This is a genomic window from Rhizobium sp. SSA_523, assembly GCF_030435705.1.
GTDB lineage: Bacteria > Pseudomonadota > Alphaproteobacteria > Rhizobiales > Rhizobiaceae > Neorhizobium.
The window spans coordinates 595,771-613,694 of the sequence record NZ_CP129381.1 but is presented as its reverse complement, the minus strand read 5'-3'; the positions used below and the strand labels follow the sequence as shown (position 1 = coordinate 613,694).

Below are 17,924 nucleotides of genomic sequence, written 5' to 3'. Positions count from 1 at the left end.
CAGAAGTCAAATGCGGCGGCGGGTGACCCCGCCGCCGTCTGCCCACCGGCCACCCGAGCGGCGACCGGCCGGTCCGCCTTTACTTGATGCCGATCTCGGAGAGCTGCAGCATCGAATTGGTGGCGATTGTCGGCTTGAATTCCAGCCGCTCCGAAACCCGCGCAAATCCGACCATGTGGAAGAGGAGAGCATCCGCCACGACCTCGTCGTGCAGATAGGCAATGGCCTGCGACCAGAGCTTTGCCCGCTCGTCACCCACCGCGGCTGAAGCGCGCTGGATCATGTCATCGACTTTGGGATCGGAAAAGCCGGACTGCGTGCCTTTCGATGCGTATTTGAAGAACATGGAGAAGACCGGATCGCCCTTGGAGTTATCGTGCATGGCTGCAACGATCTGCGGGCCGCGCCCTTCCTTGAAGGGCTTGGAATAATAGGTCTCGTGTTCCGCAACCTCGACCAGCTTCAGTTCGATCTTGAAGCCCACTTCCTGCAGCTGCTGCTGAATGGCCTCCATGATTTCCGTCACATTGGGGAAATTCGCCGTCCGGGCAATGATGGTGATCGGTGTGTCGGTGGGAACGCCGTCTGCCTTGGCCTCCGCCAGCAATTTCTTGGCTGCTTCGGGATCATAGGCGAATTGCTTCACCTCGGGATTCCAGCCAAGCGTCGTCGGCGGCACAATGGCCGTTGCCAGGACCGCGCCTTCCGGCACGAGCGTGCCGATGAAGGCCTCGCGATCAATCGCCATGTTCAATGCCCGGCGCACGCGCACATCGCCCAGCGGCGGGATATTGTGGTCGATACGCAGGTAGACGGTCTCGCTGTTCAGATAGGCGAAATCGGTCTTGGGGTTCGTCGCATCCAGTTCGGAAATCGTCGGCGTCAGGTCGGCTTCACCAGTCTGGACCATGGCAGCTCGAACCGAAGGATCGGTGCGGAACAGGTAGGTCGCCTGGGTAACCTCCGGCTTCTTGCCCCAGTAATCATCCCTCACGTCCAGCACGATCTGCTGACCGGGAGTCCAGTTGGACAGCTTGTAAGGGCCGGTGCCAATCGGTTCGCGCACGAACTCCATCGGCGTGTCTTCCGGCACGATGGTCACAAGCGACATCAGAAGCGGCAGGATCGGCTGGACCGGATCGGTCTTGATATCGATCGTCTTGTCGTCGACCACACTTGTGTTGATCGTCATGCCGCCGAAATAACGCTTCGCCTCGCAGGTGATCTTGTCGCTCATGACCCGGTCGAAGCTGTGCTTCACATCCTTCGCGTCAAAGGCGCTGCCATCGGAGAACTTGACGCCGCCGCGCAGATGAAAGCGCCAGCTGCCGTCCGCATTCTGCTCCCATGTCTCCGCCAGACGCGGCATGACCCCCTCCTTCCCGTGCACGTCGAGCTCGGTCAGGGTTTCGCTGACATTCTCCATGATGATGCGACCGATATTGGACCGCGTCGCCATGCAGGGCTCCAGCAGATCCGCCTCTTCCGGCAGCACGATCTTGATGGGCCCGGAGGCTGCCAGCGCCGGCGAGAAACCGGCCGCAAGCGCAACGCCTGCAATCAGGGCGCCGGAAAATAGAGATTTCTTCACGTCATGCTCCTCCCAGGTTGAGACGTTCTGTTCAGTCTTGCCGGCGGCAGCCGCTGCAAGCGCGGCGTCTCGCAGGATAGGCAGGCGGCTTTTCCCTTGCGCTCGCCTGCCCGGCAGCTTCCTCGCCCCGCATGCTGCGGACGACAACGCCGCCGCTACAAACAAAGCCCCGCGACTGGCGCCTTGGCCCATCCCTGCGGATGCCAGCCGATGACCAGACCATCAGTCTTTTGCCTTACTTTGTCAAATTGTTTTCCGCTTTGCCCTCTATAGAATTTTTGACACAGCATAATATTTGTTTCATATCAGTGACTTGTGGCAGTTTTATACAGAGATCGTGCCCAGATCCGTCATCAAACAAACTTGACAACTTTGTCGAATTGTCATTCTTCGAAGCCGAGAGGAGAGGTCCATGACACCTGAAGACATTGCGGCCGGGATGACCGGAGCCCTGCACGGGATCACGCCAACGCGCCAGGAAGCGCTTCTTCCGTCGCCCATGGTCCAGAATCATGCGAGCTTTCTGCATGAGCTACCGGACGGCACCTTGATCTGCGCGTGGTTTGGCGGCTCGCTTGAAGGCAAGTCGGACATTTCCATCTATGCGTCGCTTCTGCAGCCCGGCGCCTCCCGATGGGGTGCGGCGCAGAGGCTCAGTTTCGATGAGGCACATTCCGAGCAGAACCCGGTTCTCTTCACAGCACCCGACGGCCGCCTGCTCCTCTTTCACACCTCACAACCCTCCGGCAATCAGGATGAATGTCGGATCCGGATGACCGAACTGCATCGCGATCCAGCCGATCCTGGCCTCTTGAGCGCCGAAAACGGATCCTATCTCGATCTGCCGCTTGGCTGTTTCATCCGTGCGCCGCTGGTTGTGCGAAAGGACGGGGCGTGGCTTCTGCCGATCTTCCGATGCGTGCAGCGACCCGGCCAGAAATGGAACGGCAGCCACGACGTGGCGGCGATGGGCATATCCCGTGACCGCGGCAAAAGCTGGACCCTGGAGGCGGTGCCGGACTCCATCGGCTGCGTCCATTTCAGTCCGGTCGCGATCGGAGAGAACCGCTATGCGGCCTTCTTCCGGCGTCGGCAGGCCGATTTCGTCCACCGCGCGGTCAGCGAGGACGGCGGCTTGAGCTGGTCCTCCCCGGCGCCTGTCGATGTTCCCAATAACAATTCGTCGATCGCAGCCATTCGCCTCGATGATGGGCGGCTCGCCATGATCTGCAATCCGGTGAGCGCGGTAGAGGCCAGCGATCGCAGGGCCTCGCTCTACGACGAGCTCGGCGAGGAGGATGATCGTCCCGATGCCGATCCCGAAGGCGGTTGCGTGCCGATCTGGGGCGTTCCCCGCGCCCCGGTCAGCGTGTGCCTGTCGGAGGATGGCGGAGCGAGCTTCCCCGTGCGCCTTACGATCGAGAGCGGGCCGGGCACCTGCCTGTCGAACGATTCGACCGACGGACGAAACCAGGAAATGTCCTATCCCTGGCTTCTCGAAGGTGGCGATGGCAGCCTTCACATCAGCTATACCTATCATCGCCGGGCGATCAAATATGTTCGCCTCGCCCCAGGTTGGGCCGGCATCAAGGGCGGGAGAACAGCATGAGCAAGATCATCGGCATCACCATGGGAGATCCGGCGGGCGTCGGCCCGGAGATCGCGGTCCGGGCGCTTGCAGATATGAGCGAGGCGGATCGGGCCGTGACCCGCATCTACGGCAATCTTTCGACGCTGGAGGCAGCGCGGCAGGCACTTGGCCTTGCGCTCGAGCTCGAACCCTTCGTGGTCGACCTGCCAGTCGAGGGCGCCCCCCTGCCCTGGGGAAAGCTCTCTCCAATCGCCGGCGATGCCGCCTTCCGCTTCATTGAGAAGGCCGTTCGGGATGCCGAGGCCGGCATGATCGGCTGCATTGTGACAGCGCCGATCAACAAGGAGGCGCTCAATCTTGCCGGACATCATTATGATGGCCATACCGGCATGCTGCGCAGTCTCACGGGCGCCTCGGCTGCCTACATGCTGCTGGCCTCGGAGCGTCTGAAGGTCATTCATGTCTCGACCCATGTTTCGCTTCAGCAGGCCATTGCACGCGCCACGACGGAGCGTGTGCTGGCCACCATCCGCGCCGGCGACCGTCATCTGAAACGGATCGGCTATGCCGCGCCGCGGATCGCGGTGGCGGGCATCAACCCGCATTGCGGCGAGAACGGATTGTTCGGAACGGAAGATGACGACCAGATCGCGCCGGCTGTCGCGGCGGCCCGGGCAGAGGGAATCGATGCACAGGGGCCGATCTCTGCCGATACCGTCTTCCACCGCGCCTATTCGGGAGCCTTCGACCTGGTGGTGGCGCAGTATCATGACCAGGGTCACATCCCGATCAAGCTGGTGGCTTTCGACACGGCAGTCAATGTCTCGGTGGAACTGCCGATAGACCGTACCTCCGTCGATCACGGCACGGCCTTCGATATTGCCGGCAAGGGAATTGCAAATCACGGCAACATGCTGTCCGCCATTGCCTATGCACGCCGGCTGGTGGCTGGCGGCAAAAGCCAGGAGTGACCAAGATGGCGCAAACGATCATGGGCACCACCGCCATCACCGTGCATCAGCCGCGCCGCCTGATCGTCGGCACGGGAAGCATTGCAGAAACGGGCAGATGGGCGGGCGACACACGATCCACGCTGGTCATTGCAACGCCGATCACCGCAGGTTTTGTGGAGCGCCTGCAGCTTCGCGGCCGCGTCAGCCTGTTCGACGCCATTCCCGGCGAGCCGGACATCGCCACTCTGGACGCTGCCCTGGCGGCTGCACGTGAGACCAAACCCGATCTGGTAGTGGGGCTTGGCGGCGGCTCCGTCATGGATGTCGCCAAGCTGGTCGCCGCCCTCTGGGATTCCTCTCAGTCGCTTCTTGACGTCGCCGGCCCCAACCGGGTGGCGGGACGGGCGACAAGGCTGGCGCAGGTCGCCACCACGGCCGGCACAGGCTCGGAGGCTGGCATCCGCTCGCTGATCACCGACCCGCAGGCTGGTAACAAGATTGCCGTGGAAAGTCCGCATCTCATCGCCGATCTGGCGGTTCTGGATGCGGAACTGACCTATTCCGTGCCGCCCTCGGTGACCGCCGCAACGGGTGTCGACGCCATGGCGCATTGCGTCGAGGCCTTCACCAATCGGCGATCGCATCCGATGATCGACGGCTTTGCCCGCATGGGCATTGGACTGGTCGGGCGCTATCTGGAGCGGGCTGTCCGCGACGGCTCGGATGCCGAGGCCCGCGAGGGCATGATGCTCGCCTCCTATTACGGCGGCATCTGCCTTGGTCCCGTCAACACGGCAGCGGGCCACGCCATTGCCTATCCGCTCGGAACGCGGCTTCACCTGCCGCATGGTCTGGCGAATGCCGTGGTCTTTCCGCATGTCCTGGCCTTCAACCAGCCATGCGTTGTCGAAAAGACGGCAGAGATCGCCACGGCCTTGGGTCTTGGCGGCGGCCTGTCGCAACAGGATCTGCGACGGTCGGCCTTCGACTACTGCCAGGCATTGGGCATTGAAATGTCCCTTGCCGCGCACGGCGCGCGCCAGGAGGACCTGCCAGGTTTCGCGGCCGAGGCGCATGCCATCCGTCGGCTGATGGACAATAATCCGGTGGACATGACGGTCGACGACGTTTCCCGGATCTACCAGGCAGCGTACTGAGCTTTCGCCCATATCTGCGCAGACCAGCGTCGGATAAAGCATGCCAGCGCAGGAAGGCGCAGCAGGCTCAACGGGAAAGTTCCGGCTGCTTGCGCCCAAGGCATGGCGGCTGCGCCCGCAGGCGCCGCCCCTGCTCCTCGTACGATCGGTTTACGCTCGGCGCGGCGAGGATTGGAACAGCCGGTCGCGCGAACCCGTCAGGTGGTCCAGCATCAGCTGGCGGGCAGCCTCGGCATCGCGCGCCGCTATCGCCTTGGCAATGGCCTCATGCTCCCCGAAGACCCGCGACAGGCCCGACGCCTCCCGCTTGACAGAGGCGCCATGAAACCGCATGCCGACGGCAATATGATCCTTCAACGCCTCCATGGCGGTCGAAAAATAATTGTTCTGCGCCGCGCGCGCGATCGCGAGATGAAACTGGTAATCGGCATCCTCGCGATGTGACTGGCGGTTCGTGGCATCGCGCAGCAGTTCCAGCGCCTGGCGCAGGCTTGCAAGGTCTTCCGCTGAATGCCGCAGTGCTGCGGCAGCCGCTGCGGCCGGCTCCAGCGTCAGCCGGAATTCATAGCAGTTCAACAGGTCGGCGACATTTTCCAGCTGGCCGAAGCCCAGCGGCTCCTTCATGCCCAGCGACCGGACGAAGCTGCCGGCGCCGCGCCTGGAGTAAATCAGGCCCTGCTCTCGCAATCGCCGCAGTGCCTCGCGAATGACCGGCCGCGAGACTTCGAACTCCGCCGCCAATTCATGCTCGGTCGGCAAGCGCTCGTCCGAGCCGTAGGCGCCGGATTTGATCGCCCGGTGTATTCGTTCAAAGACGATGTCCGGCAGCGCCTTGCGTGCCGCTCCGCTGCTTGGCCTCATCTCATTTCGTCTTTCCGATCGCCGTTATTCGAATGCCGGGTTTGCCGCTTGGGGTCGCTCCGCCGGCCGAGTTCGCCAGAACCGCATCGGCGACACGGCGCAGCGTGTCCGGCTCACCGAATCCGCCGGATTTCGCAATGAGCCACTGCGTGCCCAATTGCGCAAGGCCCAGCCCCGGCAGACATTCTCCCACCAGGCGGAAATGCGTGATTTTCATGCGATCAAGAACGGCCTCCGCCGTCGCTCCGCCGCATAAAAGCAAGGTAGCGGCCGTCTCAGTGAGCGCCGGCACAATGCCGTCCGCCAAAGCCTTTGCAACCGCCTCCGGTGAATTGACCTCTACGCCCTCCGTCGCCTGCACGAGGGTGAGCGGCCCCCGCACGGGCGCCCGGTCCGACACTGCGCCATTCGGCGCCGGTCGCAGATCGAGAGCCGCATGCTGTTTCAGCATGTCGATTTGCGCAAGAGTGATCGGATCGCGCGAACCGATCGCGAAGACGGCCGGGCCTGCGGGAATCTGCGCCATCACGGGATGCACCGTAGACGTTTCGATCTGTGCGAGCGCTTCGGCCAAACCGCGCGCACCGATGAAGAGATCAACACCTCTCGCCTGCGCCTGGCGGGCGGCTTCCAGCATGTCGGAGGTCGTCACCGTGTCGGGGATCGTGCATCTTTCCACTAAGGCGCCAAGCTTTGCGGCGACTTCGATCGGAGTGTCGACCCCGAAGCCCGCCACATGCCCATCCCGAACGATGCGGCCGAATTCCGGTATGGCCGGCGCCGCCAGCGCCGCATGGAAGGAGAAGACCTCGAGAAGTTCCGCAATATGGCCTTTCAGCCGCGAATCGATCTTCAGGAAGAGCGTCGTGCCGGCCGGCAGCGCCGCCAAGGTTGCAGCGGCCCTTCGCCGCGCCTCCTGTGCCGTTGCTTCCCGGCAGGACAGGTCGACCGACAATACCTCCGGCGCTTCCTGCAAGGCTTCCGTCAAACCGTTTTCGGCCAGAACGACCACAGTCTTGCAGCCGCGCGCCGCAAAGGGTGCCGCCGAATCGAGCGCTCCGGTCAAATCATCGGCGATGATCGCAAGCAAGTTGGCCCCCAAACATTGTTGTCATCTTTCTTTGACACAAATACCTTTCGTTTTCAGCAAAATAATCGAACAGGATCACAAATATCGCGACCGTTTTCGAAGCGCTTCCTGATTGTGAAACAGCGATGGCCAAGAGCAAGTATAGGCTGTAGATGAGAGGGCTGACGGCCAGCATATGCGGGAACAAATTATGACGCGGCGCATTGAAGGCCTTGCACGCTGGTGGGACTTGGAATGACCGATACTCCTCAATCTCGGCGGGACGCTAAAGACGCCGGCGAACGGCTCGTCGCGGCCCATGCCTCGGAAGATCCGTTCGCGGCCGCCTTCAAGGCGACCCGCATGCCTATGCTGATTACGGATCCACGCCAGGCGGACAATCCGATCATTTTCTGCAATCGCTCGTTCTGCGAGCTGACCGGCTATTCGTCCGAGGAACTCATCGGCCGCAACTGCCGCCTTCTCCAAGGTCCCGATACGGACCCCAAGGCGGTGGACAAGATCCGCAAGGCCGTTGCCGAAGAGCGCGATCTGGCGATCGACATCCTCAATTACCGGAAGGATGGCTCGAAATTCTGGAACGCGCTCTTTGTCAGCCCGGTCCGCGATGTGTCGGGTGAAGTCATCTACTTCTTCGCCTCACAGCTCGACTTCACCGATATCAAGAGCAAGGAGGCGGAGCTCGCAAGGGCCCGTCACATTGCCGAAGAGGAGGTCGAGCAGCGCACCGCTGACCTGACCGATGCGCTGCGCGCCAAGACCGCGCTGGTCCACGAGGTCGATCATCGCGTCAAGAACAATCTCCTGACGATCGCTTCCATCCTGAAGCTTCAGGCTCGGATGGCCGAGCGTGATCTGGTAAAGCGGACGCTGATGTCGGTGCTGAACCGTGTCGAGGCCCTGAGCACGGTCCAGAGGAAGCTCCTGAACGACGAGGATGTCGGCCATTTCGATGTCGCGGATTTTGCGAATACGCTGGTGATCGATATCGTCGGGGCCCTGCAGAGAACCGACATCCGTCTGACGACCGATTTGCACGAAGTTGTGGTCCCTGCCACCAAGGCATCACCCCTTGCGCTGATCATCAACGAACTGGTCGGCGATGCGGTGCGTCGCGGGCTGAGCGACGGCGGAGGCGAGATTCATCTCGAGATCCGGCGTCTGAACGGCCATTTCCTCATACGTGTCGTCGATACGGTCACCCCCGTAGAGGTTGATGCCGAAGAGGAAGCCTTCAGCCGCCGCATGCTGGAGGCCTGTTCGATCCAGCTGCGCGCCGAAATCAAAAGGCATGTCGAAGGACGCATGACGGAAGTTTGCGTCACATTACCGGTCAAGGACTGAGAGGAATACTAGTGAAAATACTGATTGTCGAAGATGAAGCGCTGCTGGCGATGGAACTGGAAAGCGAAGTCGACGCAGCCGGGCATGACATTGCCGGCATTGCGGCTGACAAGACTGCGGCGATCCAGCTCATCGAGACAAAGCAGCCTCATTTCGCCTTCGTCGATATCCAGCTTCTGGATGGTCCGACCGGGATCGAGGTTGGCCGCTTCCTGGCCGAAAGGAAGATCCCTTACGTCTTCGTATCGGGCAATCTGAAGCGCATCCCCGATGATTTTGCCGGCGCGCTGGGCGCTATCGAAAAGCCCTACACGATGAATGGCCTCAAGAACGCCCTGTCCTTCGTCGAGACCTTCGTCGCCGGTGATCGCGAAAATCCCGATCCGCCGCCAAGCCTGGTCATCTCCCCGGCCTATCACGCTGCGCGCTCCGCGTAATCTCCAAGATCATTGACAGGAACGCCGGTGAGCGGATCGATATCGTCCCTCGATGAAGAAGACACCGCAGCCCCGCATGGCGTCGGGCCGGAGGGGTCGGATATCATCCGCAAGAGAAATGCCGGCGTCGCACGTGGTTCTGGATTGCTGGACAAGCAAACGCGTCCGGAACTGCAAAATGTCGTCGAACTGGTGAAGGTGGCGCTCGGCTGCCCCGTCGCGCTGGTATCCATTCTGGACGAGGACCGGCAGGTCTTTGCCGCGCATATCGGCCTTCCGGGGGAATGGGCCAGACGCGGGGAAACGCCGCTCACCCACTCCTTCTGCCAGCATGTGGTCAACGCCAATGCGCCCCTGATCGTCGGCGACGCCCGTCTGCACGATCTCGTCCGGGACAATCTGGCGATCGAGGATCTCGGCGTCACCTCTTATCTCGGCGTTCCGCTGACCCTGCCGAACGGGCTGGTGGTCGGCGCCCTGGCGGCGATCGACAACGCGCCGCGCGGCTGGACGGCCCATGATGTCGACCTGATGGCGCGGCTTGGCGAGGTAGCATCGGGCCAGATCGAAGTGTTTCTGACAGAGCAGCGCTGGAGCCGGCTCTTCGAGCAGCTGGAAGAGGGTATCGTCATCGGATCCGTCATCCGCGACCGCGATGGCAGTGTGATCGACTGGCGGATCGAGACCGTCAATCCGGCCTGGTCGAGACTGATCGGCGTCGAAATCGAAACGATCAGCGGCAAGACCATCCGTACCCTTTTCCCCAATCTCGGCTCGGACTGGATCGCCGATGTCGCCGAGGTGCTGCAGACAGGGCGCAATCGCCGCTTCACCCGCTGGATTGCGGCGCCTGGCCGTTGGGTGGAGGGCTATATCCAGACGATGGGAGACAATCTCTTCGTCATCACCTTCCTGGACGTGACCGACCGCATGGAATCCGCCGCGGCTTTGCAGGACAGCGAGACCAAGCTGCGCCTGATCGTCGAGGGGGCCAAGGATTATATCATCCTGACCTTGGACGCAGACCAGACGATCACCAGCTGGTTCGGCGGCGCGCAAGACACGTTTGGCTGGGCTGAGGCCGAGATGCTGGGCCAGCCCTTCGATTCGATCTTCACCAATGAAGACCGCGATGCCGGGGTTCCGGCAGCGGAATGCCGGCGGGCGCTGGTGGAGGGCGTCGCACCCGATCGCCGCTGGCACATGACGGCCGACGGCTCGCGCGTCTTTCTCGACGGCACGATCCGGCCGCTGCCGGATACGGCGCAAGGGCGCATGTCCGGCTTCATCAAGGTCGCGCGAAATGCCACGGCACAAAAACTTTCGGAAAGCCGGCAACTGGCCTTTCTGGAGCTGGGCGACAAGATTCGCGAACTGGACAGCGCGCCGGAGGTTGCCTTCGCGGCTGCGGAGATCATGGCCCACAGCCTCGCCGGCGCCACGCGGGCTGGCTACGGAATCGTGGACCCGATTGCTGAAACCGTGACGCTCCTGCCGGATTGGCGTGCGGCCGGCGTCGATACCGTGGCTGGGCTTCACCATTTCCGCGACTACGGCTCCTACATCGAAGACCTGAAGCGCGGCGAAACCGTCATCATATCCGATGTCGCCGCGGATTCGCGCACGGCAGGCTCGGCGGCGCTTTTGCAATCCATCGGTATTTCCGTGCTGGTCAATGTGCCGATCATGGCCCACGGCGCTTTTGTCGGGGTCATGTTCGTCCATTATGACAAGCCGCACGAATTCACGGTCGAGGAACAGGATTTCGTCCGCACGGTTGCGGACAGGACGCGCGAAGCCATTTCCCGGATCCGGGCCGAGGAAGAACAGCAGATTCTCAATCACGAGATCAGCCATCGCCTGAAGAATACGATGGCGATGGTGCAGGCGATTGCCAGCCAGACGCTTCGGCCGGTCAAGGAAAGAGCTCATGTCCAGGCCTTCATCAGCCGGCTGCACGCTCTGTCCAATGCCCATGAAGTTCTTCTCGGCCGGGACGGCTCCTCGGCACGCATCATGTCCGTCCTGAGCTCTGTGCTCGGCCCCCTCTCCCCGCCTGCCCGCTGCGAAATTTCCGGACCGGATCTGGAGGTGGGGCCGCGCACTGCCTTGGCGCTTGCGCTGCTGATGCATGAGCTCGGTACCAATGCGCTAAAATATGGCGCCTGGGCCAATGATTGCGGGCTTGTCGCCGTGACCTGGACTGTCGAGCCAGCCAATGACGATTCCGCATTGCTGATGACCTGGGTTGAACGCCAGGGTCCGCCTGTGTCTGCACCGCTTTCGACCGGCTTCGGATCGAAACTGATCCGGCTCGGCCTCACCGGCAGCGGCGGCGCGACCATCGACTACGCCCCGGACGGTCTCAAGGTGGAGATGCGGGCACTGCTCTCACAGCTGCGCCAGTTCTGATCGACGGAAGCGGTCAGCGAAAGCGCAGGCCGATTTCCTTGAGCTGCCGGCGCGCAACCAGGCATTCATGGCGGGTACCGTCATCCAGCAGCAATTGCACCTCATCCGGCACATCCATCGTGTTTTCGAGAGATACGCGGGCGCCTGTTTCCGACATGTCGCGCAGAACGCAGCTCAGCGCGCTGTGGCCGCCGTTGAAGACAAGCCGCGCGCTCTTCAACATCCGGCGGCGGGGTGCGGGTTGTTCCGTCGACATATTCTCTCCTTTCCTGATCTCGGCATCCAATCCGACAGACACTCAGTAAAAAAAGCCTACAGGTAGCCTGGTCCTGATCATGATGGATGTCTAAATTATAATCTTGCAATATATACTGCAGCGTATCAGGCAATAACCGAAGTTTCCGTTTGCCATTCGCGGATTTTCAGGAAGAAATATTGAAAAATATTGAATCTAGAACACGATGTACTTGTGAATGTATATATTTCGAGGGCTGGGGAGTTGTGGCCCCGCCCACGGCGCTCACGCGCGGTCAATGCGAAACAGGGTGACCCTTGCCACCATCGCTGTTTATGATGCCTCCCAAAGATATCGAGTCCGCGATGCACAACAGCGAGGTCCAACATGCCGCACGACAATGCCTATGCCCGTCTTTCCGACTTCGAAGCGACTCATGCCGAGTTCACGGCCATCCGCCGGCATTTGCATGCGCATCCGGAACTATCCCACGAGGAAGTGGAGACGGCGCGTTTCGTTGCGGAAAAGCTGCAAGCCTTCGGCTACGAGGTGACGACCGGCATTGGCGGGCACGGCCTCGTGGCTCGTATGAAAGTGGGGACGGGATCGCGAAGCATCGGCATCCGCGCAGATATGGACGCTCTGCCGATATTGGAGGAGACCGGCCTGGACTATGCCAGCACGAGCCCGGGCAAGATGCATGCCTGTGGCCATGACGGTCACACGACCACGCTCCTGGCAGCCGCCGAATATCTGGCGCGCACACGACGCTTCTCCGGCACTTTGAACCTCATCTTTCAGCCGGCTGAAGAGGCGAGCGGCCGGAGCGGCGCGCAGCGGATGATCGCCGACGGCCTCTTCACGCGCTTTCCCTGCGATGCCGTCTACGGCCTGCACAATCATCCAGGCGTCGAGCAAGGCCATATCATGATAAGGCCAGGCGCCATCATGGCGGCCTCGGATACCGCCCGCATTACCGTGATCGGCAGAGGCGGCCATGCCTCGCGCCCGCACCTGGCCATCGACCCCGTTTACATCGCCTGCCTGCTGGTCGTGTCGCTGCAATCGGTGGTCTCGCGCAGCATCGATCCCACGCAGACATCTGTGGTGACCGTGGGGGCCATTCATGCCGGCGAGGCCGCCAATGTCATTCCGGAGACAGCGACGCTGGCGCTCAGCATCCGCTCCTTCGACGCAGGCATAAGAGACCGGCTGCAGGACCGCATTACCTCGCTTGCGACGTCCACTGCCGCAGGCCATGGCGCCCGTGTGGAGGTGGATTATATGCGCGGGACTCCGGTCGTCGTGAATTCCAAGGCGGAGACGGCTCTCATACGGCAGGTGGCCGAGGAGCTTCTCGGCGAAGACAAGGTCAGCCTGTGCCCGCTTATTCCCGGCAGCGAGGACTTTGCCTATATGCTGGAAGAGTGCCCCGGCAGTTTCGTACGCCTTGGCAACGGGCTTGACTCGGCCTTCCTGCACAATCCCCGCTATAATTTCGACGATGCCAATATCCCTGTCGGTGCCGCTCTCTGGGCCCGGCTTGCCGAACGCTATCTCTCCGAGTGATCAAGGCAGGCTGTCTTCGCGCAGCGGAAACAGCGGCTGCGACCCGATGACGCTGTCGACGGGGGAACCTTGGCGTCTGTTCCATAGTTGCCGGGACACCATATGACCGGCAAACAGGGAGATGCGCCATGTCCGACCACGAAACGGTGAAATATGATGGCCCGGCAGGCGGATGGGGTTCGCTTCGCGGCATCTCCCGCATCTTCGGCAAGGAATGGCCGACACCCGGCGCGCTTGAGACCTTGGCAAGCCAGAACAAGCCGGGCGGCTTCATGTGCACCTCCTGTGCCTGGACCAAGCCGGCCAAGCACAACACCTTCGAGTTTTGCGAGAACGGCGCGAAAGCAACGCTCTGGGAACTGACCTCCCGCCGCTGCACGCCCGACTTCTTCGCTAAACACACCGTGACTGAGCTGCAATCGTGGAATGATTACGATCTTGAACAACAGGGACGCCTGACGCATCCCATGCGCCTGGACCGGGCGCAGGACAAATATGTGCCTTGCTCCTGGGAGGAGGCCTTTGCAGCGATCGGCGGGGAGCTGAAACAGCTGGACCCGAAATCGGTGGTCTTCTATGCATCGGGACGCGCCAGCCTGGAGACGTCCTATCTCTATGCCCTGTTTGCGCGGCTCTACGGCACCAATAATCTTCCCGACAGTTCAAACATGTGTCACGAGACGACTTCGGTCGGTCTGAAAAAGGTCATTGGCGCCTCCGTTGGCACCTCCGTCTTCGAGGATTTCTCCACCTGCGACGCAATCTTCTTCTTCGGCCAGAATACCGGATCCAACAGCCCGCGCTTTCTGCACCCCCTGCAGGAAGCCGTGAAGAGAGGCTGTCGAATCGTGACCTTCAATCCGGTGCGGGAAAAGGGGCTGATCTCGATGATCAACCCGCAGAGCCCGACGGAAATGCTGACCGGAGACGAAACGCCGATCTCCTGTCAGTATCTGCAGGTCAAGGCGGGCGGCGATATCGCCGCGATCATGGGCCTTTGCAAGCATGTTCTTGCCAAGGAGGATGAGGCACAGGCGCGTGGCGAAAGCGTTCTCGATCATGACTTCATCAAGAGCCATACACATAACTTCGATGCATTCGTCGAGAAGGTGCGCGCCACCAGCTGGGACGAGATCGAGGCGAATTCCGGCCTGACCCGCCAAGCCCTGCAGGAGGCCGGCCAGGTCTATGTCGAGGCCGAGAGGGTGATCGGCATTTACGGAATGGGGCTGACGCAGCAGGTCCACGGCTTCGACAATATTGCAATGCTCGTCAACCTGTTGCTGATGAAGGGAAATATCGGCCGCGACGGGACCGGCGTCTCCCCGGTCCGTGGTCACTCGAATGTCCAGGGCCAGCGAACGGTCGGCATTTCGGAAAAGCCGGAGCTGGTCCCGATGGAGAAATTGGCGAAACTCTTCGATTTCGATCCGCCGATGGAAAAAGGCCTCAATACCGTGGATGCCTGCGAGGGCATTCTTGCCGGCGACGTGAAGGCGTTTTTCGGCCTCGGCGGCAATTTCATCCGGGCGATTCCGGAACGCGGAGCGATGGAAGAGGCATGGACGCGCATGCGGCTGACGGTGCAGATCGCAACCAAGCTCAATCGCAGTCATCTGGTCAATGGGCAGGTGGCCTATCTGCTTCCCTGCCTCGGGCGCTCTGAAGAGGATATGCAAGCCAGCGGCCCGCAGACGGTGACGATGGAAGACAGCCTGAGCTGCATCCACGGATCGGTTGGCAAGCGCAAGCCTGCAAGCGAGCATCTCCTCTCGGAACTTGCCATTGTCGCCGGTATCGCAAAAGCCACGCTGCCGCCCAATCCCAGCGTCAAATGGGACGAATGGCAGGCTGATTACGCAAAGGTCCGTGATCTCATCGAGACGACCTACCCCCAGGAATTCCACGATTTCAACAAACGCATGTTCACCGCCGGCGGCTTCTACCGCGGCAACAGCGCTCGTGAACGGATCTGGAAGACGGAAAGCGGGCGGGCCGAATTCAGCGTGCCGCAGCAATTGTCGGCCACCGGCTTTCCCGACAAGCCTGGGCGCTACAGGCTGATCACGCTGCGCAGCAATGACCAGTTCAACACGACCATCTATGGTTTCAGCGACCGGCTTCGCGGCATCGAAGGAACGCGCGATGTCCTGCTGATCAATCCGCAGGAGATGGAGCGCGCCGGCCTGAAGGAGGGCCAGATCGTTGGCCTCGCCTCGGATGCGGAGGATGGCAAGCCGCGGGGCGTCACGGGATTGAAGGTCATTCCCTTCGATCTTCCCGATGGTTGTGTCGGCGGTTATTATCCGGAACTCAATTGGCTGATCCCGCTGTCGCATCACGACATCCAGTCGAAGACACCGGCCTCCAAATCAGTGCCGGTACGCATTCTCGCCTGAAGAAGCCGCTACTGGAGCCGTCACCGACGAAGTGACGGCTCATGCCTCTTCGACCGGCGCCTCTCCCCCGCGCAGATAATCGCGTACATAGATTTCCCGGACGAGGACAATGGCCAGCGCCGTCAGCGGCGTTGCCAGCGCGAGGCCGAGAATACCGAACAGTGCGGCAAGCAGAATCTGCACGGAGAGGATCAGTGCCGGCGGCAAATGCACCTCATGGCGCTGGATGAGCGGCGTCAGGAAATAACTCTCGGCCGTTTGTACGGCGGTATAAACGATCAACACCCAGATCACCATCGTCATGCCGCTCGGCAGGGCAAGCGAAAGGGCGGGAAGGCAGGCGAGGATCGGCCCGATATTCGGAATGAAGGCCAGCAGCGCCGCCATCAGGCCGAGCAGCAGGGGCAAAGGCAGGCCGATCGCCCAGAGACCGAGGGCGGTAAGGAGGCCTACCGCGGTCATCGAAAGGAATTGCGCCTTCAGCCAATGCCGCAGCCGCGAAACCGATTTCTGCAGAACATCCTCGCCGCGCGCGCGCGCGGAAGGCGGCAGTAGCGCCAGAAGCCCGCGCTGATAAATCTGCGGCTCCAGGGCGCCATAAAGGCCGATGAACAGGATGATGACAATATTGCCGAGCCCGCCAAAGGTCGTGGTGACGGCAGAGGTGGCGGTCGACCGGAGGCTGCCGGTCAACAGATCCTCCACCGATAGCCGTGAAATCATGTCCTGCCCCCATTGATAATGGCTAAGCCAGGTTTCCAGCCGCGCTATGGCCTTGGGAACGGCATCGGATAGCTGGTCGATCTGCTCCCCGACCGCCGGGGCGAACCAGAAGCCGAGAACGATCAGCGTCGCGAAGATCATGAACGTGAATGCCAGGACGCCTGTTCGGTCACCGAGCCCCGTCCAGCGCGCGACATACGAGCCGCCCGCATTCAACAGGATTGCAAATAGCAGGCCTGCGAAGGTCAGGAGGAGCATGGAGGGGGCAGCCACCATCAGCAGAACGAGAAGAACAAGCAGGACAATGACCGAGATGCGGGCGCGGGACATGAGGCTCTCCGAATGTGCCTTCGGGGAACGTCGCCTCGAGACCTGGGTTCCGCAGTCCGTCTCCCTTCGCGCTAGCTGCTGCGCCGATGCAGAAGGGTGAAGCGTGTGTCGATCATCGTTTGCGGCTGCGGTGCCCGCCCCGCAAGCTGCTCCAGGATCAGGCGTGCGGCCTCGCGGCCAATCAGGTCGCCGGAGGGCCGAATGGTGCTGAGCGGCGGGTTGCAGGCGGCACTGAAGCTCAGGTCTCCGAAGCCGATCGTCGCCAGTCTCTCCGGCACGGCAATGCTCATTCTTTGGCATTCGAACAGGACACCAAGCGCGACGTGATCATTCGAGCAGGCGATCCCGTCGGTCTGCGGCAGCTGCTGCATCGTCTCCGACAAGAGCATGGCGCCGACATCGGCCGAGGAGGCATCGGGATGTTGCACGACCTCGGCGACGACACCGGCGTCCCGCGCGGTCGCCATGAAGCCATCGCAGCGGAGTTTGGCACGGCGGTCCTCGTGCATGCGGGCGCCGAGAAAGGCCAGATGGCGCCTTCCCTGCTGCAGGAGATGGCGGGCCGCCGCAGCGCCCACCTGATCATGATGGAAACCGATCGCCGCATCGATCTGCGGACCGCCCAGTTCCCAGATCTCGATTACCGGAACCTTGGCATTGCCCAGCATCCGGCGTGTGGTCTCGCTGTGCGAAAGACCCGTCACCACGATGGCGGCCGGCGCCCAGGAGAGCGCGGTGCGCACCAGATCCTCCTCCTCGCGCTCGTCATATTCCGTATGGCCGAGGATGACCTGCAGCCTTTCCTTGCGCAGTGCCGTCTGCATGGCCGCGACGGTTTCAGCAAAGAAGGCATTGCGGACCGACGGAACGATGATGCTGACGGCGCGCGAGGAGGCTGCCGCCAAACCGCCGGCGACGAGGTTCGGCACGTAATTCAGCTTGTCGATGGCGCGCGCTATGGCGCTGCCGGCGCTTGCGGAAACCGCCTCGGGCCGCCGCAGATAGAGCGACACGGTGGATGGCGAGACTTTTGCGTAATCGGCGACATCGGTCATCGTGACGCTTTGCATCTTGCGCCGCTGCCGCACAGGCCGCTCCAAATCCGATCTGACATCCTCCGACATACCAGTCTCCGCATAGCGCTACGATGCGAAATCTATCCTTTCGGTCGCCTCAGGGCAACGACTAATTGTAGCCTGACATAAGGAAGCTCATGTTTTTTCTGCTCAAAT

The 17,924-nt window shown here is 61.7% G+C and carries 14 protein-coding genes; 8 read left to right on the top strand and 6 right to left on the bottom strand.

All coding sequences use genetic code 11. The annotated features are described in order from the left end of the window. Positions 1–79 precede the first annotated feature (79 nt). Positions 80–1,591, bottom strand: coding sequence for an ABC transporter substrate-binding protein (locus tag QTJ18_RS04150; RefSeq protein ID WP_252753271.1), 1,512 nt, complete (start codon positions 1,589–1,591; stop codon positions 80–82). A 412-nt stretch (positions 1,592–2,003) separates the two neighbouring features. Here QTJ18_RS04150 and QTJ18_RS04145 point away from each other — a divergent pair, with 412 nt between their 5' ends. Genes QTJ18_RS04145 through QTJ18_RS04135 form a run of 3 tightly spaced genes read left to right on the top strand, consistent with a single transcriptional unit; the run spans position 2,004 to position 5,292 of the window. Then, complete coding sequence (locus QTJ18_RS04145; protein WP_252753272.1) at positions 2,004–3,200, top strand: sialidase family protein; 1,197 nt, start codon at positions 2,004–2,006, stop codon at positions 3,198–3,200. Further along, positions 3,197–4,153, top strand: coding sequence for a 4-hydroxythreonine-4-phosphate dehydrogenase PdxA (pdxA, locus tag QTJ18_RS04140; RefSeq protein ID WP_252753273.1), 957 nt, complete (start codon positions 3,197–3,199; stop codon positions 4,151–4,153). The genes QTJ18_RS04145 and pdxA overlap by 4 nt, the downstream gene beginning before the upstream one ends. 5 nt (positions 4,154–4,158) lie before the next feature. After that, positions 4,159–5,292 (top strand): iron-containing alcohol dehydrogenase, encoded by a 1,134-nt coding sequence (locus tag QTJ18_RS04135; protein WP_252753274.1) that lies wholly within the window; start codon positions 4,159–4,161, stop codon positions 5,290–5,292. A gap of 150 nt (positions 5,293–5,442) precedes the next feature. On the opposite strand, the gene QTJ18_RS04130 is transcribed toward QTJ18_RS04135, so the two are convergent. After that, complete coding sequence (locus tag QTJ18_RS04130; RefSeq protein WP_252753275.1) at positions 5,443–6,153, bottom strand: FadR/GntR family transcriptional regulator; 711 nt, start codon at positions 6,151–6,153, stop codon at positions 5,443–5,445. 1 nt (position 6,154) lies between these two features. Further along, positions 6,155–7,243 (bottom strand): four-carbon acid sugar kinase family protein, encoded by a 1,089-nt coding sequence (locus tag QTJ18_RS04125; protein ID WP_252753276.1) that lies wholly within the window; start codon positions 7,241–7,243, stop codon positions 6,155–6,157. A 234-nt stretch (positions 7,244–7,477) separates the two neighbouring features. On the opposite strand from QTJ18_RS04125, the gene QTJ18_RS04120 reads away from it, so the two are divergent. Genes QTJ18_RS04120 through QTJ18_RS04110 form a run of 3 tightly spaced genes read left to right on the top strand, consistent with a single transcriptional unit; the run spans position 7,478 to position 11,436 of the window. Further along, positions 7,478–8,587 carry a PAS domain-containing protein gene (locus QTJ18_RS04120; RefSeq protein ID WP_252753277.1) on the top strand — a complete coding sequence of 370 codons (1,110 nt, stop codon included), beginning with the start codon at positions 7,478–7,480 and terminating at the stop codon, positions 8,585–8,587. Between the two features lie 11 nt (positions 8,588–8,598). Beyond that, positions 8,599–9,024, top strand: a complete 426-nt coding sequence (locus tag QTJ18_RS04115) for a response regulator (RefSeq protein WP_252753278.1) — start codon at positions 8,599–8,601, stop codon at positions 9,022–9,024. A gap of 27 nt (positions 9,025–9,051) precedes the next feature. After that, positions 9,052–11,436, top strand: a complete 2,385-nt coding sequence (locus QTJ18_RS04110) for a GAF domain-containing protein (protein WP_252753279.1) — start codon at positions 9,052–9,054, stop codon at positions 11,434–11,436. 13 nt (positions 11,437–11,449) lie between these two features. On the opposite strand, the gene QTJ18_RS04105 is transcribed toward QTJ18_RS04110, so the two are convergent. Continuing rightward, positions 11,450–11,692 carry a PilZ domain-containing protein gene (locus QTJ18_RS04105; protein ID WP_252753280.1) on the bottom strand — a complete coding sequence of 81 codons (243 nt, stop codon included), beginning with the start codon at positions 11,690–11,692 and terminating at the stop codon, positions 11,450–11,452. Positions 11,693–12,058: 366 nt separating this feature from the next. On the opposite strand from QTJ18_RS04105, the gene QTJ18_RS04100 reads away from it, so the two are divergent. Next, positions 12,059–13,240 (top strand): M20 aminoacylase family protein, encoded by a 1,182-nt coding sequence (locus QTJ18_RS04100; RefSeq protein WP_252753281.1) that lies wholly within the window; start codon positions 12,059–12,061, stop codon positions 13,238–13,240. A 128-nt stretch (positions 13,241–13,368) separates the two neighbouring features. Next, complete coding sequence (locus tag QTJ18_RS04095) at positions 13,369–15,639, top strand: FdhF/YdeP family oxidoreductase (RefSeq protein WP_252753282.1); 2,271 nt, start codon at positions 13,369–13,371, stop codon at positions 15,637–15,639. A gap of 39 nt (positions 15,640–15,678) precedes the next feature. Here QTJ18_RS04095 and QTJ18_RS04090 read toward each other — a convergent pair whose 3' ends face one another. Further along, entirely contained in the window at positions 15,679–16,692 is a 1,014-nt protein-coding gene (locus QTJ18_RS04090) for an AI-2E family transporter (RefSeq protein ID WP_252753283.1), read from the bottom strand. A gap of 71 nt (positions 16,693–16,763) precedes the next feature. Then, positions 16,764–17,816, bottom strand: a complete 1,053-nt coding sequence (locus QTJ18_RS04085) for a LacI family DNA-binding transcriptional regulator (RefSeq protein WP_252753284.1) — start codon at positions 17,814–17,816, stop codon at positions 16,764–16,766. Positions 17,817–17,924: the final 108 nt, after the last annotated feature.